The organism is Bacillus ectoiniformans (assembly GCF_016908875.1).
Lineage (GTDB): Bacteria > Bacillota > Bacilli > Bacillales > Domibacillaceae > Bacillus_BX > Bacillus_BX ectoiniformans.
Genome location: NZ_JAFBES010000011.1, coordinates 1 through 19,852 on the forward strand (window position 1 = coordinate 1; position 19,852 = coordinate 19,852).

Annotated in this window: 21 protein-coding genes and 1 riboswitch; of the genes, 17 read left to right on the plus strand and 4 right to left on the minus strand. The window is 40.4% G+C overall.

All coding sequences use genetic code 11. The annotated features are described in order from the left end of the window. Nucleotides 1-368 precede the first annotated feature (368 nt). Nucleotides 369-713: a hypothetical protein gene (locus tag JOC78_RS13285; protein ID WP_204556662.1), complete on the minus strand. Its 345-nt coding sequence runs from the start codon at nt 711-713 to the stop codon at nt 369-371. 343 nt (nt 714-1,056) lie between these two features. Next, nucleotides 1,057-1,165: riboswitch (TPP riboswitch) on the plus strand. A gap of 250 nt (nt 1,166-1,415) precedes the next feature. On the opposite strand from JOC78_RS13285, the gene tenA reads away from it, so the two are divergent. From tenA to JOC78_RS13350, 13 genes are all read left to right on the plus strand, one after another. Further along, a complete protein-coding gene (gene tenA / locus JOC78_RS13290) occupies nt 1,416-2,120 on the plus strand; it encodes a thiaminase II (protein ID WP_204556665.1) in 705 nt (234 codons plus the stop codon). Then, a complete protein-coding gene (locus JOC78_RS13295; protein ID WP_204556673.1) occupies nt 2,114-2,740 on the plus strand; it encodes a thiamine phosphate synthase in 627 nt (208 codons plus the stop codon). The genes tenA and JOC78_RS13295 overlap by 7 nt, the downstream gene beginning before the upstream one ends. Continuing rightward, entirely contained in the window at nt 2,724-3,836 is a 1,113-nt protein-coding gene (thiO, locus tag JOC78_RS13300; RefSeq protein ID WP_204556675.1) for a glycine oxidase ThiO, read from the plus strand. The genes JOC78_RS13295 and thiO overlap by 17 nt, the downstream gene beginning before the upstream one ends. Beyond that, a complete protein-coding gene (gene thiS, locus JOC78_RS13305) occupies nt 3,833-4,036 on the plus strand; it encodes a sulfur carrier protein ThiS (RefSeq protein WP_204556677.1) in 204 nt (67 codons plus the stop codon). The genes thiO and thiS overlap by 4 nt, the downstream gene beginning before the upstream one ends. Before the next feature lie 2 nt (nt 4,037-4,038). Beyond that, nucleotides 4,039-4,806 (plus strand): thiazole synthase, encoded by a 768-nt coding sequence (locus JOC78_RS13310; protein WP_204556679.1) that lies wholly within the window; start codon nt 4,039-4,041, stop codon nt 4,804-4,806. Next, nucleotides 4,803-5,822, plus strand: a complete 1,020-nt coding sequence (locus JOC78_RS13315; protein WP_204556681.1) for a thiazole biosynthesis adenylyltransferase ThiF — start codon at nt 4,803-4,805, stop codon at nt 5,820-5,822. Before JOC78_RS13310 ends, JOC78_RS13315 begins: the two co-directional genes overlap by 4 nt. A 215-nt stretch (nt 5,823-6,037) precedes the next feature. Then, nucleotides 6,038-6,433: a VOC family protein gene (locus JOC78_RS13320; protein WP_204556683.1), complete on the plus strand. Its 396-nt coding sequence runs from the start codon at nt 6,038-6,040 to the stop codon at nt 6,431-6,433. Nucleotides 6,434-6,707: 274 nt separating this feature from the next. Further along, on the plus strand, nt 6,708-7,196 hold the full coding sequence (locus JOC78_RS13325) for a fasciclin domain-containing protein (RefSeq protein WP_204556685.1): 489 nt from the start codon (nt 6,708-6,710) through the stop codon (nt 7,194-7,196). Between the two features lie 300 nt (nt 7,197-7,496). Further along, complete coding sequence (locus JOC78_RS13330) at nt 7,497-7,589, plus strand: YjcZ family sporulation protein (RefSeq protein WP_204556688.1); 93 nt, start codon at nt 7,497-7,499, stop codon at nt 7,587-7,589. 345 nt (nt 7,590-7,934) lie between these two features. Further along, on the plus strand, nt 7,935-8,915 hold the full coding sequence (locus JOC78_RS13335) for a tRNA dihydrouridine synthase (RefSeq protein ID WP_204556690.1): 981 nt from the start codon (nt 7,935-7,937) through the stop codon (nt 8,913-8,915). A 184-nt stretch (nt 8,916-9,099) separates the two neighbouring features. Next, nucleotides 9,100-9,420, plus strand: a complete 321-nt coding sequence (locus JOC78_RS13340) for a nucleotidyltransferase family protein (RefSeq protein ID WP_204556692.1) — start codon at nt 9,100-9,102, stop codon at nt 9,418-9,420. Beyond that, nucleotides 9,396-9,797: an HI0074 family nucleotidyltransferase substrate-binding subunit gene (locus JOC78_RS13345; protein ID WP_204556694.1), complete on the plus strand. Its 402-nt coding sequence runs from the start codon at nt 9,396-9,398 to the stop codon at nt 9,795-9,797. Before JOC78_RS13340 ends, JOC78_RS13345 begins: the two co-directional genes overlap by 25 nt. A 190-nt stretch (nt 9,798-9,987) precedes the next feature. Next, a complete protein-coding gene (locus JOC78_RS13350) occupies nt 9,988-10,920 on the plus strand; it encodes a DMT family transporter (protein WP_204556696.1) in 933 nt (310 codons plus the stop codon). A gap of 230 nt (nt 10,921-11,150) precedes the next feature. On the opposite strand, the gene JOC78_RS13355 is transcribed toward JOC78_RS13350, so the two are convergent. The 3 genes from JOC78_RS13355 to JOC78_RS13365 all read right to left on the minus strand — a co-directional run bounded on the left by JOC78_RS13355 (nt 11,151) and on the right by JOC78_RS13365 (nt 14,900). Next, nucleotides 11,151-12,320, minus strand: a complete 1,170-nt coding sequence (locus JOC78_RS13355; RefSeq protein WP_204556698.1) for a Ger(x)C family spore germination protein — start codon at nt 12,318-12,320, stop codon at nt 11,151-11,153. Then, nucleotides 12,320-13,801: a spore germination protein gene (locus JOC78_RS13360; protein ID WP_204556700.1), complete on the minus strand. Its 1,482-nt coding sequence runs from the start codon at nt 13,799-13,801 to the stop codon at nt 12,320-12,322. Before JOC78_RS13360 ends, JOC78_RS13355 begins: the two co-directional genes overlap by 1 nt. 163 nt (nt 13,802-13,964) lie before the next feature. Then, nucleotides 13,965-14,900 carry an endospore germination permease gene (locus tag JOC78_RS13365; RefSeq protein ID WP_204556702.1) on the minus strand — a complete coding sequence of 312 codons (936 nt, stop codon included), beginning with the start codon at nt 14,898-14,900 and terminating at the stop codon, nt 13,965-13,967. Between the two features lie 285 nt (nt 14,901-15,185). On the opposite strand from JOC78_RS13365, the gene JOC78_RS13370 reads away from it, so the two are divergent. From JOC78_RS13370 to JOC78_RS13385, 4 genes are all read left to right on the plus strand, one after another. Further along, nucleotides 15,186-15,866, plus strand: a complete 681-nt coding sequence (locus tag JOC78_RS13370; RefSeq protein ID WP_204556704.1) for a response regulator transcription factor — start codon at nt 15,186-15,188, stop codon at nt 15,864-15,866. Continuing rightward, a complete protein-coding gene (locus JOC78_RS13375) occupies nt 15,863-17,341 on the plus strand; it encodes a sensor histidine kinase (RefSeq protein WP_204556707.1) in 1,479 nt (492 codons plus the stop codon). The genes JOC78_RS13370 and JOC78_RS13375 overlap by 4 nt, the downstream gene beginning before the upstream one ends. A 118-nt stretch (nt 17,342-17,459) precedes the next feature. Continuing rightward, complete coding sequence (locus JOC78_RS13380) at nt 17,460-18,605, plus strand: efflux RND transporter periplasmic adaptor subunit (RefSeq protein ID WP_204556709.1); 1,146 nt, start codon at nt 17,460-17,462, stop codon at nt 18,603-18,605. Further along, the gene (locus JOC78_RS13385) at nt 18,602-19,846 is read left to right on the plus strand and encodes an ABC transporter permease (protein WP_204556711.1); all 1,245 of its coding nucleotides are present in this window, start codon (nt 18,602-18,604) and stop codon (nt 19,844-19,846) included. Before JOC78_RS13380 ends, JOC78_RS13385 begins: the two co-directional genes overlap by 4 nt. The last annotated feature ends 6 nt before the right edge of the window (nt 19,847-19,852 follow it).

Below are 19,852 nucleotides of genomic sequence, written 5' to 3' on the forward strand. Positions count from 1 at the left end.
ATGCTTAGTATAAAATTGAACCGCCGTATACGGATCCGTACGTACGGTGGTGTGAGAGGTCGGATAATCAATTAATGATTATCCTCCTACTCGATAATTTAAGATAATGATAATATGATTTTGATCAAGACTAGTCCGAAGGGGAAATAATATTGACCGATATGTAATAAATGAGGAAGACCTTTTTGAAATGATCGCGATCATTGAAGTAGAAAGTTATAAAAAGCACATTTAATGAAGGGTTATTAGAATAAAAGTAACGTATTAAGAACCGAATGATACGCTTAGCAGGAATGAGAAAGCAATAAAGACCGGGCTTAAGCAGCAACCGCTATATTATATCCGGTCTTTAGATTGTGGTGTTCTTGTTAAAGAGCTTTCTGCTGAGGAGTCTTGAACTCTTTAGCACTCTTTTTTTCATTTTTATCTTTAAATACTTTTTCAATTAAGATATATAAAACAATACCTGTGATCAATCCATATGCGGCACCATGAATGGCCAAAACAACAGCTGTTACTCCTGCTACTCCTTGCTCTGCAGGTGTGCGAATTTGCTCCATTCCGACCTGTACACAAACAAAACCAGTCACAAGCAAAGAAAGTGACAGTGCAATAGGGAGTACTGGCTGAAAAAAGGATGCTAGTGGAAGAAGGAAAAGTGCCAGGAAATTAGCAATATGAAATGTTCCAGCTCCGCTAAAAATAGAATCCATCGCTTTGCGGCCAAAAGAATATCTCTCGATTACTGTAGCAGTTGCCGCTGTCCATATTGGTCCGGCAAGACCAGGGTACGGAGCGAAAAGGGCGTGAAGCAGGTTGCGAAGCCCAGTTATTAAGTGAACGCGGTTCAGGTTATTATCAATTTTTTCATCTTCCCTTATTTGTCCAATCCTCTCGATAAGTGTATCACCAACAATAATATCCGCTGGCTGTTCCGACTGCCCTTATTGCTTATATTATTACTTACGGCCGTTGTTCGTTTTAAAAATTGTCAGAAATGTTTTGACAAACTTCTTAAACATGTTTACGATATGATTGAAATCAATAATTTCATAGACGATCCACTAGGGGTGCCTTCTCAAAAGGCTGAGATTAAAGTATAGCTTTAAGACTCTTAGAACCTGATCTGGTTGATACCAGCGTAGGGAAGTGGCGGTTGAGTGTATTTTTCGATACATAAAACGATGAACCTGCGACCACTTTCTTTATGCGAATAAGGAAAGTGGTTTTTTTGTTGTCTATATATCCGTAGCATGAGAACCATTCATAAGCACGTTGACTCCGGTAACCGCGTTAAGAGTCGAAAGAAGAGACAATCTTCTAAGCTTGGCATTAATTGCTTTGTACCAACCTCTTAGCTTATGCCTCTTTGTTTTTTCCTTGAACGTGGATCGTCGGGAAGAGGGGTAATAATCGTGACATTTTCAGAAGATATTCGTAAAGCTGTCGATCCCATTTGGGAAGCAAGTTTTCATCATCCTTTTGTGAAAGGAATTGGAGAAGGAAACTTATCACTTGAACAATTTCGCTATTATGTACTTCAAGATTCATATTACTTATCCCATTTTGCAAGAGTACAGGCGATGGGGGCGGCTAAAGCGGAAGACATGAAAACCATGGCAAGCATGGCTTCACATGCTCAAAGCACATATGAAGCAGAAATGGCGCTTCACAAAGATTTCTCGAAGCGGCTTGGCATTACTGAAGAAGAAAGAAACCAGTTCAAACCAGCTTCGACTGCCTATGCTTACGCGTCTCATATGTACCGCGGAGCTTTTTTCGGAGATTTAGGAGAAATCATTGCTACCATTCTTCCATGCTACTGGCTCTATTACGAAGTGGGTGCGCATTTGCAGGGTTATAAGCCCAAAGAGCCAATCTATCAGGACTGGATTGCTGCTTACGGAGGCGAATGGTTCCGTAAACTCGTAGAAGAACAGATTCAGCGTCTTGATGAGTTGGCAGCGCTAAAAACGGAAGCGGAGCGTGAACGAATGAAAGAACTGTTTGTGATCAGCAGTCAATATGAGTACCAATTTTGGGAGATGGCGTATCAGATGGAAGAATGGCCGTTCGACTTGAAAGCGTCTGTAAACGCAGAAAAGGAGAATAAATGTTGAGACCGACCATTCACCTAATAACTGCAGGAACCCATACGTTTACCGAACTCACCACCATTGTGATGTCAGTACAGGAGCAGATTGATTTTTTTCATATTAGAGAAAAAAACCGTACGGCAATTGAGCTTTATAAAGGTGTTCAAGAAATCATAGACGCAGGGTTTCCAGTAGAGCGTATCATCATAAATGACCGGGGCGATGTAGCCGCTGCGCTTGGAACCTTTGGGGTGCAGCTTGCTCATCATAGCCTGCCGGCATCCGTGGTGAAGAAGACCTTTCCAGGCTTGAGCGCAGGCAAATCCGTACATTCTCTAGAAGAAGCTAAACTGGCGGAGCAAGAAGGAGTTGATTACCTGCTTTTTGGTCATCTCTATCTCACGTCTTCAAAGCCAGGAAAAGTCGGAAGAGGTTTACGATCGCTGCGAGAAATAACACGAACTGTTAGGTGTCCGGTTCTTGGGATTGGAGGGATCACCCCCGATCGAGCCAAAGACGTCATTTTTTCTGGGGCCCAGGGAATTGCGGTCATGTCCGGAATTTTACAGGCGGATGAACCAGTGAAAGCAGCCAAAGCTTACCGGAAATCGGTGGAGGAGGGATATTATGAACAAGCATTATGAAACGATTGTTGCCGGCGCAGGTGTAATCGGCAGCTCCATTGCTTATCACTTAGCAAAGCGGGGACATCGCGTCCTCCTGTTAGATCGGGGAAGAATCGCTGGCAAAGCTTCTTCAGCTGCTGCTGGCATGCTTGGGGCTAAGGAGGACAGTCCATTATTCCAACTTGCTAAAGCAAGCCGGGCAATGTTTCCGGCTCTTGCCAAAGAGTTGAAAGACTATAGCGGCATCGACATCGGCCTGCAGCAGCACGGCATTTATAAAATCGCTGCCAATGAAACAGAAAAGCAAGAACTGATCGAACGTGGAAGACTTTATAGAGAGCAAGGGGAACAAGCTGTTTGGTTGAAGCCAGAAGAATTGCAAAAGAGAGAGCCGGCTGTATCTTCTCACTTAAGCGGAGCCTTATACCTTCCGAACGACGGTCAAGTTTCCGCGCCTGATTTGTCGAGAGCTTTTGCCTTGTCAGCAACAGAACTTGGAACAGAGATTCTAGAATACACAGATGTTCAAGGGTTGATTAGACAAGGACATCACGTCACGGGTGTGCAAACCAATCGCGGTGCCTTCATGGCTGATCATGTGGTAGTTGCATGCGGCGTCTGGAGTGAAGATCTGCTTGGACGTCACAGTATAGTGATGGAGACGTACCCGGTGAAGGGGGAATGTTTTTCTGTCCGAACGAGGCGAAGATTGATTCAGGGGACGCTTTTTTCGAAAGGATGCTACATCGTTCCTAAGTCAGGGGGGCGATTAGTGATTGGTGCGACGGAGAGAGCTGGAACGTTTGATGAAACAGTCACCTTAGGAGGGTTAATTCCATTGATACAAGAGGCGGCTCAATTAGTGCCTGAAATCGTCTCCGCGGAATGGGAAACGGCCTGGGCAGGTCTCCGTCCGCAAACAAAATCGGGGGTTCCTTTTCTTGGCCTGCACCCGGAATACACTGCTCTTTCGATCGCATCTGGGCATTACCGCAATGGCATTTTATTATCTCCGATCACTGGAAAGATCATGGCCGATATAATCGAAGGAAAAGAAGTGCCAGAAGAATGGCTGAGTACTGAAAATCTTTTGCATAGAGAGGTGAAATTATGAAGCTGCGAATCAATGGAGAATGGTTGAGTGTGCCGGAATCGATCGGAAGCATTGATCAACTGCTGGAACATTTTCAGCTGGATCAGCGAGTCGTGATGGTCGAACAGAACGAAACGATTTTGCAGAAAGACTCACGAGCGAAAAGCAAGGTTCAAGATGGAGATGTCATTGAGGTTGTACAATTTGTAGGAGGCGGATAATCATGTGGAAGATTAGAAATCAAGAATTAGAGTCACGTTTACTTTTGGGGACAGGAAAGTATCCTAATTTTGAGGTGCAAAAAAAAGCAGTTGAGGTTTCAGAAACAAATATTCTGACCTTTACCATTAGAAGAATGAATATCTTTGAACCGAGTCAGCCGAATTTCTTGGAACAGCTGGATGTAGAGAAATATACCCTGCTGCCGAATACAGCTGGTGCAAAAACAGCAAAAGAAGCGGTACGTCATGCAAAATTAGCTCATGCTTCAGGACTTTGCGATATGATCAAGGTAGAGGTCATTGGATGTGACAAGACATTACTGCCAGATCCTGTGGAAACGTTAAAAGCAACCGAAGAGCTTTTAAAAGAGGGGTTTACGGTTCTTCCATATACATCTGATGATGTGGTGCTTGCCCGCCTGCTTGAAGAACTAGGCGCGCATGCCATTATGCCGGGAGCTTCTCCAATCGGGTCTGGACAAGGTATCATCAACCCTGGAAATCTTCGTTTTATTATTGAACAATCAAGCGTACCAGTCATAGTAGATGCCGGGATCGGTTCACCTGCCGATGCAGCTCAGGCGATGGAACTCGGAGCCGATGGGGTGTTATTAAATACAGCTGTTGCAGCAGCACAAGATCCTGTGAAAATGGCCGAGGCCATGAAACTAGCCATCAAGGCCGGGCGTCTCGGTTATGAAGCAGGGAGGATTTCAAAAAAACGCTACGCAGCAGCGAGCAGTCCTATGGAAGGGATGAGCCAGACATGACTGAACGCTATTCCAGGCAGATCCTCTTCTCTCCAATAGGAGAAGCCGGGCAAAAAAAATTCAGAGAAAAACATGTGCTGCTTCTCGGAGCAGGGGCGCTTGGAACGGGAAATGCAGAAGCGCTTGTCCGGGCAGGAATTGGCCGTTTGACCATCATCGACCGTGATTACGTGGAGTGCAGCAATCTCCAAAGGCAGCAATTATATGCCGAACACGATGCAAGAGAACGCCTTCCAAAAGCGATGGCTGCCAAACAACGGTTAATGGAAGTGAACAGTGAAGTCCAGGTTGACGCCTATGTAATGGATGGCATTCCGGCTGAAGTCGAGCGGTTATTGGGCGGGGTGGATCTCATGATCGATGCGACCGATAATTTCGACGCTAGAATGATGATGAATGATTTGGCTCAAAAATATCAAATTCCCTGGATTTACGGCGCTTGCGTGAGCAGCTACGGAATCAGCTATACGATTCTTCCGGGAAAGACACCTTGTTTAAACTGTCTGCTTGATCAAGTCCCGATTGGCGGCATGACATGTGATACTGCTGGGATTATCAGTCCGGCAGTGCAAATGGTGGTCGCTCACCAAACGGCTGAAGCGATGAAGATTTTAGTAGAAGACTGGTCGGCTCTCAGGCAAAAGCTTGTTTCTTTTGATCTGTGGAAGAATCAGCATTCCGCTATCGGTGTATCGGTAATGAGAAATGAGGCCTGCCCGTCTTGTGGGAACAATCCGACGTATCCTTTTTTAGAATATAGCCAGCAGATGAAGACTGCCGTTTTATGCGGACGTGATTCCGTGCAGATTCGTCCTTCAGAAAAAAAGGTATGGAATTTAGAAAAGGTAGCTAAAACGCTCGCTAAGCAGCAGGGAGAGGTAGAGCAAAATCCATATCTCGTTTCCTTCACGAAAAAAGATAGACGAATGGTTCTCTTTAAAGATGGACGTGCGCTTATTCACGGAACGAAAGATATCACAGAAGCAAAGACACTATACCATCGATACTTCGGATAGAATAAAGACGTTAACGCAGCTAAACACTTTATGCAGCTCTTCACCATATCACTTAGGATTTTTTTCTGAGTTGTGGTGAGGACAATCTCCATTTGTAAATAATCGATGGCATCTTTTTTAATATTGAATTTTTTTCCACCTTCGTTATAATGACCATAACGACATCGTAATCAGACAACAAGAATATTATATATTTTTAAAATTGGAGGATTATCATGAGCAGACCCATTCATTTTGAAATTCATGTGGAAGACATGGAGCGAGCAAAGAAATTTTACGGAGAAGTATTTGGCTGGTCATTTCAAGATTGGAGTGAGTATGCAGGGATGCCTTATTTTGGAGCGGTGACTGGTGATGAGCATGAACCTGGGATCAATGGTGCTTTGATGAAGCGGCAAAGTGCTTCGCCAGAAACAAGTCAAGCTTTAAATGGTTTTGCGTGTACAATGGGAGTGGAAGATTACGATGCAACGGAAGCCAAAATTTTGGAGAATGGCGGCAAGGTCGCAATGCCTAAGCATGCTCTGCCTGGCATGGCTTGGCAGGGGTATTACCTGGATTCCGAGGGCAATATTTTCGGAATTCACCAACCAGATGTAAACGCAAAATAGAAAGGGAAAAGGATCGAATAATCGTCCCTTTTTCCTGCGGATACCGGAGAGTATTGTGTTTTAGTAAAAGAAACAATAGAATCCCGCGATTTGAAATGCAAAATGACGTGTGCGACACACGCCATTTTTTTTTGCTAAAAAATAGAGCCTGGTCAGTCCTTTAATATAGAAATTTATAACAGTCAGGATAAAATATACAATCAAACGTATAATATTTTGGAGTTTACATAGTTGAGTTATGTAGACCTTTTTTTAAAAATAGGAGGCATGGCAAATGAAAAAATTAGCGGTTATTTCCATGATGTTTGTGATGATGCTGGCCTTTTCGGGACTTGCATCCGCATCAAGTCCAGAGGGCAATAAGGACATCGTTGATACTGCTATGAGAGCGGGAGATTTTAAGATCCTTGCTGCTGCTCTGGAAAAAGCTGAACTGGCGGAAACACTAAAAGGCGAAGGGCCATTCACTGTATTTGCTCCAACTGATGCAGCATTCAACAAGCTGCTTAAGGACTTAAACATTACGGCAGAACAGTTATTGGCAAGAGAGGACCTGAAGGAAATCTTGCTTTATCATGTTGTTCCAGGTAAAGTGATGTCTGCTGACCTGAAAGATGGAATGAAAGCAAAAACTCTCGCTGAAAAAGAAGTAACCATCTCCCTTAACCCTGTCAGAGTCAATGACTCGACTGTCACAACACCTGATATTGAAGCTTCAAATGGTGTTATCCATGTCATTGATCGTGTATTATTGCCAAAATAATGTTTAGCAAGAGACTGAAATTCGAATTGGATTTCGGTCTTTTTTTTGCCTTATCCCAAAAATCTTAAATCTTCATAATCATCTGAGTCATTTTTAATAATCTTAGGATTCTAGACTTTTTGATAAAACAAATAGTCCATTTAAATGGCGATTATATGAGAAGAAGACTTTCAAAGGTCAGTGATTATCCGCTTAATCACTGGGGTTTTTTATTATTTTTTCACTCTCATTCTATTTGTCCGTTCCAAAAAAATGAAAATGAAAATAGTATATATAAGCTTCATTATGGAGGTGAAATGAATGAGCTACAGCGGAAATGGCAGTACTTTCGTGTTAATTGTTGTATTGTTTATCCTGTTAATCATCGTTGGCGCTTCTTTTTATTCTTACTAAGAATAACCGCGCCTATTATGCATCTGCTTAGGTTAAAAGGGGAGTCGTTTTCATGCATGGCGACTCCTAAATAGCCTTTAAAATGGAACGCCAATCTACAGCCATAAACTTCAGAAAGAATATAGTTAGGGAAGTAACATCCAGTATTTTTATGTCCGCATTTTTCATACAAACATTTAATCCTCATTAGTTACATATCGTAAGTGAAAAAGGAGAAATTTCTGTTTGATAAAAAGCACCGAAACATGGTATAAGTGTAAAAGAAGCAGAGTCATTCTGCTTCTTTTACTTTTGGGGTGAAGAATATAGCTAGCATCCCATCATGAGAGGATTTGACATTTTGCTATGAAAGAGAATTTTTGGCGTGATTTACCACGACCATTTTTTATATTGGCACCAATGGAAGATGTGACGGATGTTGTGTTTCGCCATGTAGTAAGTGAAGCAGGCAGACCAGATGTGTTTTTTACCGAGTTTACAAACACTGAGAGCTACTGTCACCCAGAGGGGATTCAAAGTGTGCGCGGCCGTTTGACTTTTACAGAAGATGAACAGCCAATTGTCGCCCATATATGGGGAGACAAGCCTGAATTTTTCCGGCAAATGAGTATCGGAATGGCGGAACTAGGCTTTAAAGGCTTGGATATTAATATGGGCTGCCCTGTCCCGAATGTGGCACAGAATGGGAAGGGAAGCGGCCTGATCCGTCGTCCGGAAGTTGCGGCAGAATTAATACAAGCAGCCAAAGCAGGAGGATTGCCAGTCAGTGTAAAAACAAGGCTTGGCTACACAGAGGTAGATGAATGGCGAGTGTGGCTTAAACATCTATTGGAACAAGACATCGTCAATCTTTCTATTCATTTGCGTACAAGGAAGGAAATGAGCAAAGTCGATGCTCATTGGGAGCTGATCCCAGAGATTAAACAGCTTCGTGATGAGGTGGCTCCAGATACTTTATTGACCATCAACGGAGATATTCCTGACCGTGAAACGGGTTTGAAGCTAGTAGAGCAATATGGTGTGGATGGGGTGATGATCGGGCGTGGTATTTTCACTAACCCATTTGCCTTTGAAAAGGAGCCGAAAGATCACAGCAGCAAAGAATTGCTTGATCTTCTGCGCTTGCACCTGGATCTTCATGATAAATATTCACAATTAGAGCTGCGTTCGTTCAAGGCTCTCCATCGCTTCTTTAAGATCTATGTCAAAGGATTCCGAGGGGCAGCCGAACTAAGGAATCAATTAATGAACACGGAGACAACAGATGAAGTGCGCGAGTGTCTGGACCAGTTTGAGTCAAGGAATTTTGAGGTCATTGGGGAGTAATAGAAGTTCCCCATTCAAGGTGAAAGCGAAATAGACGTTTAACTGTTTAACAGTTTTAACTATTAAACTTAATGCCATAATTAGTTGTGTTGACCCCTGCAGGTGCAGGGGTTTTTGTGTTTTTATGCTATAATGTGGTAATAAACAGACATGAAAAAAGACAAAAAAATCGAGGTGTGAATAATTGGAAGATAAAACACAAAGAGATTTAATACTTAACCAATTAAAACACATAATGTTAGAGGAATTAAAAGAAGAAAGCGCAAGGATATACTTATTTGGATCGTGGGCTCGAAATGAGGAAAAGCAAAGCTCGGACATTGATGTTGCTGTTGATTCGTTAAACGAAATAAAACCACTTACCTGGGTTAATTTGCTTGAGCGAATTGAGGAATCCACTATTCCTTATCGCGTGGATGTAGTTAATATGGATAAAGCCAATGAAGAATTAATAAAAAATATTAAAAGGGAGGGAATCATATGGAAAGACTTCGTGAACGCCTAAGTTCATCAGAAAAAGCCTTATTATCCTTTAGTCAGCTAGTCAGTATTGAAAACCCGACAGATGTGGAACGTGATGCGTGCATTCAGCGTTTTGAATTTTCCTTTGAGGCTTGCTGGAAAGCTGCAAAGCAATTTTTGTATGATATGGAAGGTATTGATATTGCTTCTCCTAAAGGAGTCATAAGAAGTTTGCGAGAAATAGATCTTCTAAGTGAGGAAGAAGCAATCCATGGTTTGACGATGGTCAATGACCGAAATTTGACGGTACATACCTATAATGAAGAAGTGGCTGTTAAAATACATTCTAATATCAAATCGTATTATGAACTGATGGTTTCAATCATCGAAAGAATTAGAATTCGCAGTTCAGTGGATTAATCCAATAATGGATCTGTGTTTGTCATTAAAAATCAAGAAAACGCTTATATCAGAGCAATAGATCATATAACAAGTGGAAATTATATCATTATGAATAATGACGAATTTCTAAATAATATATCCTTTAAAGTTTCAGTAGATATTGTTAGTCGGATGAAAGTTGAAACATATAGAAAAAAGGAGCAACTTTATGCCGGCTGAGGTTACACATAAGAACTTAAATGCTTATTTAATGGGAACCATTTCCCTTGTGATGTCTGCTATTTTAACGGCAGCAAATCAAGTATATTACTCACATAAAATACAAGAAATTAGTCCTTTTACATTCACATTTATTAGTTTTTTGATTACCACAATAGTTTTTTTACTACTAACTTTAAAAAAATCACCACAAATAAGTGGAAATAACGGCAAGCTCTTTACGAAAAATTTAGTATTCCTTAATTTGAGTACAGCACTAGCTTTTTTAACTTTTTATTATGCGCTTAAGTATGTAGAGCCAGCAATTGTTAGTGCGTTAGAAATGGGGGTAGGACCTATATTTGCTTTACTTTTAACATATAGATCCTATACTAATAAACATTTTTATAAAATTGATAGCATAGTTTCCATAGGGGCTTTCTTAGGTAGTTTATTTCTACTTTGGACTGCCTTAACAGGAAGATCGGGTCTGAATTATCAATCATCTGAATTTATTATAGGAATTTGTGTTTCTTTTTTGTGTGGATTTGGAGCAGTTTTGTCTGCTATTTATTCAAAAAAATTAAGTAATACAGGTTGGACTTCTTCTCAAATATTAGCACATCGATCCTATGCTATTATTGCTATTTCTTTAAGTGTCTCTCTTTTTCAAAAGGAGATAGGGGCTCAATTGTTGCCTCATTTAAATTGGATCATAATTATAAGTATTACCGGAGTAATTTTACCACTTTATATGCTTCAAGTCGGTATTAAAAATTGTGATACATTCTTTGTTATGGTATCAATGACTTTTATTCCAATCTTCACCTTTATGTTTCAGATTCTAGATCCGCGTGTACTTTGGTCAAATAATACTCTAATTGGAATTGTGATATTAACTCTTTTTGGGTTATTTAGTGCTTATACCAAGAATAAAAGGTAGATTACCCAAATGAAAACTTGTGCAAATGATTGCATATTGTATTTCACCCCTAGCACAGGAATATATTATAAAAACCTTAGAGATAGTACCATTCTCTAAGGTGTATTTTTGTAGGGGAGTGAAGAGTAGATCGCTTTTTACATAGATGAGAAATCTAACCCTTCTAAGCCAATACGGTACGATTTTTTTGCAAAAGGCCAGCCAAGAACAAACATATCTGAGTAATGGTCTCAATATAGTGTCGGTTCTTTACGTTGTTTCGCTCCATTAATGATCGTTGCATTAATATCAATTTGCTGAAGGGAGTCTTTTGTTAACGGTATTTTTCCTTTTTGTTCAATGGATTTCCATAGTTGAACATCTTTTCTATATAAAGATTCGGATAATCGATAAATATCTGTATTATTTTTAAGTCCAGCTAAATACGCTTCTCTCACCTGTTTCTCCATTGTCTGTTCTAACACTTTGGCTATTTCTTTTATACTTTTCTTCTCCGGCATCTCTCTTAAGACCGCATCAGCTTCTATTGAGATTGAAAAATAAACCTTGCCTTTTCGACTGAAGGGTTTAACTTCAACATTCAATTTATCAATTAGCATGTTTATATCTTCATATCCTTCTTTAATGAGTTTAACTTCTTCCCGAACTAAATCGTTATTCAGCCATTTCAATCCATTTACTTTTTTTTCAGTCATAACTGCTAATAGCTTATCGGATGTCACGGCAGCGATTCCTTCAGTTTTAATTGCTTTACGAACTTGTCCATCTTTTGTCCAGTTATCTTCTGTCAATTTCATATAAGGGATGATTGCTTGATAAGGGGGCTCATCCAGTAAAATTAATAGCTCTCTCATATCAACCGGCTGAATAAATGAACTTTGTTGGTAAGTTGAATAGGGGTCACTTAATCGAGATAAAGCAGTTGATAATTCCATAATAGGAGAGGTGCTCAACAGTTCAAAGAGGGGCTCCTTTGTTGCGTACATCCACATTCGGTACCTTGTTTCTCGATACCTGTTTAACAGGTCAATGGTACTTCGAATGGCTCCTTCCTTTAAAGCACTTTCTGTAAATACGACATACCCCAAATGTCCCCAGAAAATTTTTCGTTGAGACGATCTGTACAAATTAAAGATGGCTTCATTAATATTCTTGCCTGAAGCTTTGCCAACCTCTACTTTTGCTTGATTCTCGCCGCCGCCTGATTCTGATTTTGCTAAAAGTCCCGTATTTATGATCTGCAAATAAATGGTGTATCTGCCTTTGTTATAATCAACTCCGAGTCCGTGGATATAGACCATTCTTTCTGGTTCATTCGTATCCCAGCAGCCAGCTAACAGGAGAGTGAAGATAAGTAAAATGGTGTAAAGTAATTGTTTCCTTTTAATACAAGTTCTCATCATGACCCTCCTTGTTTATCTGGATCACTTGGATTTAGGGCATCTGCTCGAGTATTATTTTTACGAGCAGGCAAGAGAAAGATCGCTTGCAAAATATTTTTCAAATTTATTCGTGTAGCTAATTCTAAATATGGAACGCCAAACGTACGTATTTTGGCAAGGAAGGTACCGACAATAAAGAGTGAAATAAAGAAACCGAAAAATCCAAACAGAGAGACGAGAGAAATAACAAAAAAACGAATAAGAGAAACAGTTCCAATAAGTGATTGATTCGTCAATGTAAACGTTGCAACCGTTGATCCCGCAATGACAACAAGCATTGCAGGACTCGTCAATCCCGCTCTAATAGCCGCATCTCCAATGATGAGCCCTCCGATTACACTTAGTGTTTGACCTACAGCTAAGGGGAGCCTCAGCCCAGCCTCACGAAATAACTCGAATAACAGCAATACCAATATAGCTTCCATCGCTGTGGGAAATGGCACGCCTCTACGTGATTCAATGACCGTGGCAAGTAAATTAAGCGGAAGCTGATTTTGATGAAACGCTGTTAATGCTACCCAAAATCCTGGAAGAAAAGCCGCCACTAAGATGCCCGCAACTCGAAGTAGTCTCTCAAAAGAGGTGTATAAATAATTATTCTCTTTATCCTCAGCACTCTTGATTAAATACGATAAGTTAACGGGAGTAATATAAGCATAAGCTACGCCATCAATCAAAATAACCAGCCGGCCGTTTAATAATGATTCAACTGCGAAATCAGGCCTGCCAGTGTAAGCATGGCGAGGAAAGATAGAGAAAGTGCCATCATTGATTAGTTCTTCGAGCTGTGTCCCACTATATAGGCCATCAATGTCAATAGACTGGATCTTCTGTTTAAATTTTTGCAGCAACTCTTTATCTGTAATATCATCCATGTACAAAATGGATACTTTTGTTTTAGACCTCCTGCCCACTTGAAAAGCTTCACTTACTAGGGAGGCAGTTCTCAGCCTTTTCCTTATTAGTGCATGGTTAACAGAGATATTCTCTACGAAGCTATCCCTTGGTCCCTTCACGCTTACCTCTATGTTTGATTGTTCGGGCTGGCGTTCTGGACGATCCGCCATGTCAATGGTAATAACCAGCTCAATGCTATTGAATAGCAAAATCAATTTGCCAGCAAAAATATCTGAGATCGCTTGATCCTCAGTTTTTAACAACTCAACAGAAGGGAGCTGCAGGTATTTAATCGAGTCTTCAGATATTTCTCCTTCTAATTTATCGAAAAACTTCTCTAGCTGGGCAGGAACAACCTGAAACAGAATGTCGTTGCTTACTAACCCATTACAATAAACAAGGGTGACCGTTTCTTGTTTGTATTGCAAAAAGGAATATTGAACATCCTCACATTTTTCAAACAGGCTTCTTATTCTTTCTTCATTCATTTGTTTATGAGAAGGGGAAGAGTCGCTTACCTTCTGATGTCTATTATGCTTCATTGGTGGACGACCTCCGTTTTTTCCTAGTCACTGCAACTGCCAAGAAACATACGAAAGAAAACACAAGGAAGAACCAGAATGTGGCCGGCAAGATCATTTTTGTTAACCATTCAGAGAATGTGAAGTCGCTAATTGGAGCTAAAACCAGCCCGCCAATAATGATTTAAAACAGAAACAGCACTCTTTTTTTTCTGCTTTCTGTTTTAACAGGCAGAGCTTCTTTTATTAAAAGCAGCAGTAATGAAATCCTGATAAAACCTCCAGCCAGCCATTGATAAATAGATAAAAAATCTAAATGCTCGATAAAGTTTCCAAACCTTACTAACCCCCACTCTTCATAGGGAGGGTATCTTTGCCTAGAAGCTTCTATAGGGCCGAATTCAATAATAGCTCCAACGAGAGGTCCTAGTGTTAACCCAGTCAATACGACAATAATGGCAAGAAAATGGCGAAAATTTAAAGGTGCATTGACTTTATGTTGCAATAACACAAAAATAAATAGTTCTATCATGCCAGAAGCCTGAAAGATCATGCTTCTAAAGACTGGATCATACCCATGTTCCAAAATCGGCAGAAGCAAAGAATAATTTTTATGAGGAATGTTAGCAAAAGCTACCAAAAAACCAAATACAACAATAAAAAATAAAAGAAAAATATTAACTATGCTTAATGTTCTCAGGTTCGTAACAGCTAAATGCCAACAAGTGAACAGAAATAAGAACGTCAGCAAAAAAATTGGCGTTTGAGGCAAAAACACTATATTTGTCCATGTGATCGTTTCCCTCAAGGTGACGCTTGACATTAACAATAAATAAATAATTAACATGAGAGCAAGAAATTTTGATGCTTTTGATCCAACACTTTCGGTGAGCCACACAAATAGGGATCGCCTTTTCGAATTTTTATTAATATAAATTAATAACGGCACCCAAATGACAGTTACAATCATGGTAAATAAAACGGCCATCCATGCGTCCCGGCCTGCAGTCTGAACTAAAGGAGATATGGCAAATACATGGTTCTTCAAACCTATAGCTGTCATTGCAATCAATACCAATTGGAGTGGTGTAATTAAATCAGATTTATTAATAATAATCACCTGTCACTTTTGAATTTATTATATTTTTCACGGGAGGCCGGAAATTTATACTGTATTAAAAAGTCACTCTTTTGCGTGCAATTGATTGGAATTCCTATGTTTAAAAAATCTCAATTAATAGTATTCTGGTGTGATTATTCCTGGAGTGCCTTATACAAAACGCAGCTAAGGTAAAGGTCAACAAATTTTCTAATAAAGCTGAGAAGTGTACAAGACTTCCATCACACAAACATCACAGAAATATGATATTACTAATAAAAACAAATGTATTTGGAGTGTTACTTATTGAATAAACCAATTGTATTGCTTGCAGATGATGAATTAAGACTGAGAAAGCTCGTTTCTGACTTTCTTATAAATGCTGGGTTTGAAGTCATTTGCGCTGAAAATGGAAAGCAGGCATTTGACAAATTTTTAGAGTTTAGCGATTCAATTGATGTGATCGTTCTCGATGTGATGATGCCGTTGATGGACGGCTGGGAAGTCTTAAGCGAAATAAAAAGCACATCAACCGTCCCGATCATCATGCTGACAGCCAAAGGGGAAGAAAGTGATCAGCTTACCGGGTTTCGGCTTGGCGCAAATGATTATGTCTGTAAGCCATTTTCCCCTAGCGTTTTGGTCGCCAGAGTAGAAAACCAGTTAAAAGCTGTACAGAAAAAGGGGATGGACATGCTTCAAGTCGGAGGGATTTCCATAGATACTAATCGGCACCTCGTCTATGTTGAAGAAAACAGCATTGATTTGACTCCGAAGGAATTTGATTTGCTGTTGTATTTATTTAAGAATAAAGGGTTAGCCTTATCAAGAGACAGGATCTTAAATGGGGTCTGGAGTTATGACTATCAAGGTGATTTAAGGACGGTTGACACCCATGTGAAGCAGTTAAGAGCCAAACTTGGAAAATACGGGGCTTATATTGAGACACTAAGAAGTGTAGGCTACAGATTGAAGGAATACAAATGAAGCTGTCAATTAGGAGCAAATTATTTACCATCCTATTCGCTATCATTCTTTTATTTATTATCGTGATCCAACTTTTCAGCGCACTATTCCTCGAAGAATTTTATCAGTCTAATAAGAAGAAAACCTTAGAAGAAAGTTTTCGTCAAACAGAGCAAGTCATATCGACTGAAAAGGACTATGAAGAAAAGCTATCTACTCTCCAGGATCATAAAAATGTGACCATTTTAATTCTAGACAGTGAATATGAGCCTTTTTTTAAATTAGCTTTATTAAATCGAGGAGCTAAATTTCAGAATCAAAAAACAAGGTTCCCTAATGGGCATGATGAAGGACTGGTCAGCAACAATCTGGAAAGATTTAAGCAGGAGCCTGTCATTGCAAAAAGAACGGACAGAAGAACAAAGACGGAATTCTTAACTCTATACTCTAGTATTACCCTCCCTGATGGGACAAAGGGATATGCGGTGATTAGTACGTCAATTGACGCGATGAAAGACAGTGTAAGGGCTGCGAGTGACTTTATTCTCTATATCTCACTTCTGGTTGGCGTAATTGGAACAGCATGGGTGCTTTATTTAGCAAACAGGATATCAAAGCCTGTGGTGAGAATAAACAAAATCACTGCGAAAATGGCGAACATGGATTTCTCGGAAAGAATAGAAGTTAACACATCAGATGAGATTGGGGAACTAGGCAATAGCATTAACGTCCTTTCAGAAGAATTAGACAGTAAGATGAATGAGCTAGCCATTGCTAATGCACAGTTAAAAAAAGATATACAGCTAAAGGAAAAAGTGGAGCAGTCACGAAAAGAATTGCTCTCAAATGTTTCTCATGAATTAAAAACGCCTATTTCACTGATTGGCGGATATGCAGAAGGATTAAAGCTTAATATTAATAAGGATGACAAAGATTTTTACTGTGATGTCATTATTGATGAAACGAAAAAGATGAACAAGCTGGTGTTGAGTCTGCTGGATCTTGCACAGGTTGAAGCAGGTGATAAGAAAATGAATATGAGGAAGGTTGACATCTTTCAGCTGGCAGAAGAAATCCTTGCTAAGTATAAATTAATCTTTGCTGAAAAAGAGATCAAATGGCATATTTCATCCCAAGGAATATGCTTAGCAGTGGCTGATATTGAACGAATCGAACAGGTTATTACTAACTATCTAAACAACGCTTTGGATCATGTGGATACACATCGTATCATTTCTGTTTCTATCAAAGAGAGAGCCGATCATGTAAGGGTAGGTGTCTTTAACTCAGGAAAACTGATTGAAACGAGTGAGCAGGAACAGATATGGGACAGTTTCTATAAAATTGACAAAGCACGTACAAGAGAATTCGGAGGTTCCGGCATTGGGCTTTCGATTGTCAAAGCCATCATGCATTATCATAGAGGTGCGTATGGTGTAAGAAATCTTGAAAATGGGGTAGAATTTTGGTTTTCACTTCATAAGTATCATTCTTAAAGGGCAGCTCCTGACAAAGGAGGCTGTCTTTTTTTTAACCAATTTTCTCCACACCCTCACATAGGCATCACAATCACCCTTTATGATAGACCTTACACAAAAGAAAGGGCGGATACACATGAAGAGAAAAGTAACAGCCATCCTGCTTTTTGGTTTATTGGGAGCGGGGGTAATGACAGGGTGTTCTAAAGAAGCGGAATCGCTGCCTGTGAAAACCACGGAACAAAAAGTGAAAAAAGGGAATTTAGAAATTGGACTGGGAGCAGATGGACGCATTCGTTTGCCTCAATTTCACTTGAATTTTGAAGCTGCCGGAACTGTCAAAGAGCTAAAAGTAGAAGTGGGACAAAAAGTAAAAGCAGGTGATCTTCTTGCGGTGCTTGAAGATACGGAATTAAAACTTGCGGTTACTCAGGCAGAGAATGCATTAAGCAAGGCGAAAGCAAAGTATACCGAAGCGGTTAACAAATATGAAATCGATAAAATGGAAGCTAAATTAAAGGTGGATGAAGCAAGAGTTAAAATGGACGCCAAACCAGATGAAGCATCTCTTACAGCAGCTTTCAATTTAGAAAATAAGAAATACCAAACACTTCTCAACAGCAATGGCGCTATTCAAAGTGCCAATTTGGAGATAGAAGAAGCAAAAAATAAGCTCGAGGAAGCGAAAAATAACCTGAATAAAATTTACCTTAAGGCACCAAGCAATGGAGAAATTATGAGTATGAACTATAAGGTGGGAGAAGTGGTTGCAGGTGTAAAAAGCGGAACAGACAACAATGCCTCCTCAGAGACAGCATTTATGACCATCGTCGACCCATCAATGATTTATGTAAAGGCAAGTGCGACTGAGAGTGATATCTCAGGAATCGAAAAAGGCCAGCAAATGAGGGTGGCCGTGGATCCTTTGTCACTAGAAAACCTCCAAGGTGAAGTGGTTTCTGTAAGCAACACACCGAACATTGATAGTTCAGGTATAGTCACTTATGAAGTTACGGGAAAGCTGTCTGAACCTAACGCTGCGATTAAAGAAGGCATGACAGCTTTTGCTACGTTTCTTAAAAAAGAAAAGAAAGACATCCTTCTCGTTCCGAATAAAGCCATTTTTGTTGAAGACGGCAAGCAATATGTCAACGTGAAAACCTCAGAAGATCAAACAGAAAAAAGGGCGATAACCGGAGGATTAACGAATGGCGTGCAAACAGAGGTCGTTAAGGGTCTTAAGCAAGGAGAGACTCTCATTATAGGCGGTGTGAAAAAATGACATTAGTTGAGCAATTGCGTTCTGTTATGCTCAGCGTGGCTCACAATAAGCTTCGGGTGTTTTTGACTTCACTTGGAATTATCATAGGCACGTTTACGATCATTATGGTTGTGGGGATTGGAAATGCCAGTGAAAAGGCAGTTGAAGATCAATATAAACGGTTGTCTGTAGAAAGCATTACTATATCCAAGGCGCGGGGTGGCGGAGGGAGAGGTGGAAGTTCAAGTGCCAAGTCCCTAACGAAAGATGATGCTCTGTTGATGCCTGATGTATTGACGAACGTTAAAAGTGTCGGCGTCAGTACAAGAACCACTTCGGAGATTGCCTATGGAACGACAGCTGAGACGGTAAATATTCAGGGAATCAATGAAGCATACGCCGATATCACAAATCTTACTCCATTCGCTGGAGAACTGTTTACGGATGAAGATGGCATTCTGAGAAACAAGGTTGTAGTGCTGGGCTATAATATGGCTGACCTTTTATTCGAAGGACAAATAGAATCAGCAGTAGGTCAGACGGTTCTCCTTAAAGGAACATCTTATACGATCGCAGGCGTGCTCGATCGAATTGGGGGTTCAGGAGGGATCAGCGGCGGCGGAGGAATGACCAATTCTGCTTCTGCTGATGACATGGTATTTATCCCATATGATGTAGCAATTAAATATACATCAGGAAGCAGCAGAGGAGGCGGAGGTGCAGCAGTCACCTTCATTGCACAGGCGAATAACATTGACAGTGTTCAGCCAGCAATAGATGAAATCAAGCAATATATTGGTGAAATCACGGGTGACTCTGAATCCTATAGTGTTGTAGACGCAGGGAGCACACTCGCATCGGCTCAGGAAACGTCAAAAACCATGTCTGCTCTGCTCATTGCAGTGGCCGCTATCGTCATGATTGTAAGCGGGATTGGAATTATGAACGTGCTTATGGTAGCCGTTAAAGAGCGTACGCGCGAAATAGGCATTCTTAAAAGCATTGGCGCAGCAAGAAAGGTTATTTTAATGGAGTTTTTGCTTGAAGCTACATTTATTAGTCTTTGCGGGGGACTGATAGGGGTCGTAATAAGCCTATTTGCCCCGTGGATGCTATCGTTTACTGACATTAAATACGTGGCTTCAGTTGAAGGTGTGATCATTGGTCTAGGGTTTTCTATTATAACGGGAATGTTCTTTGGCTATTATCCTGCCGCTAAAGCTTCCAAATTAAAGCCAATTGAAGCATTAAACTACGATTAATAGGAG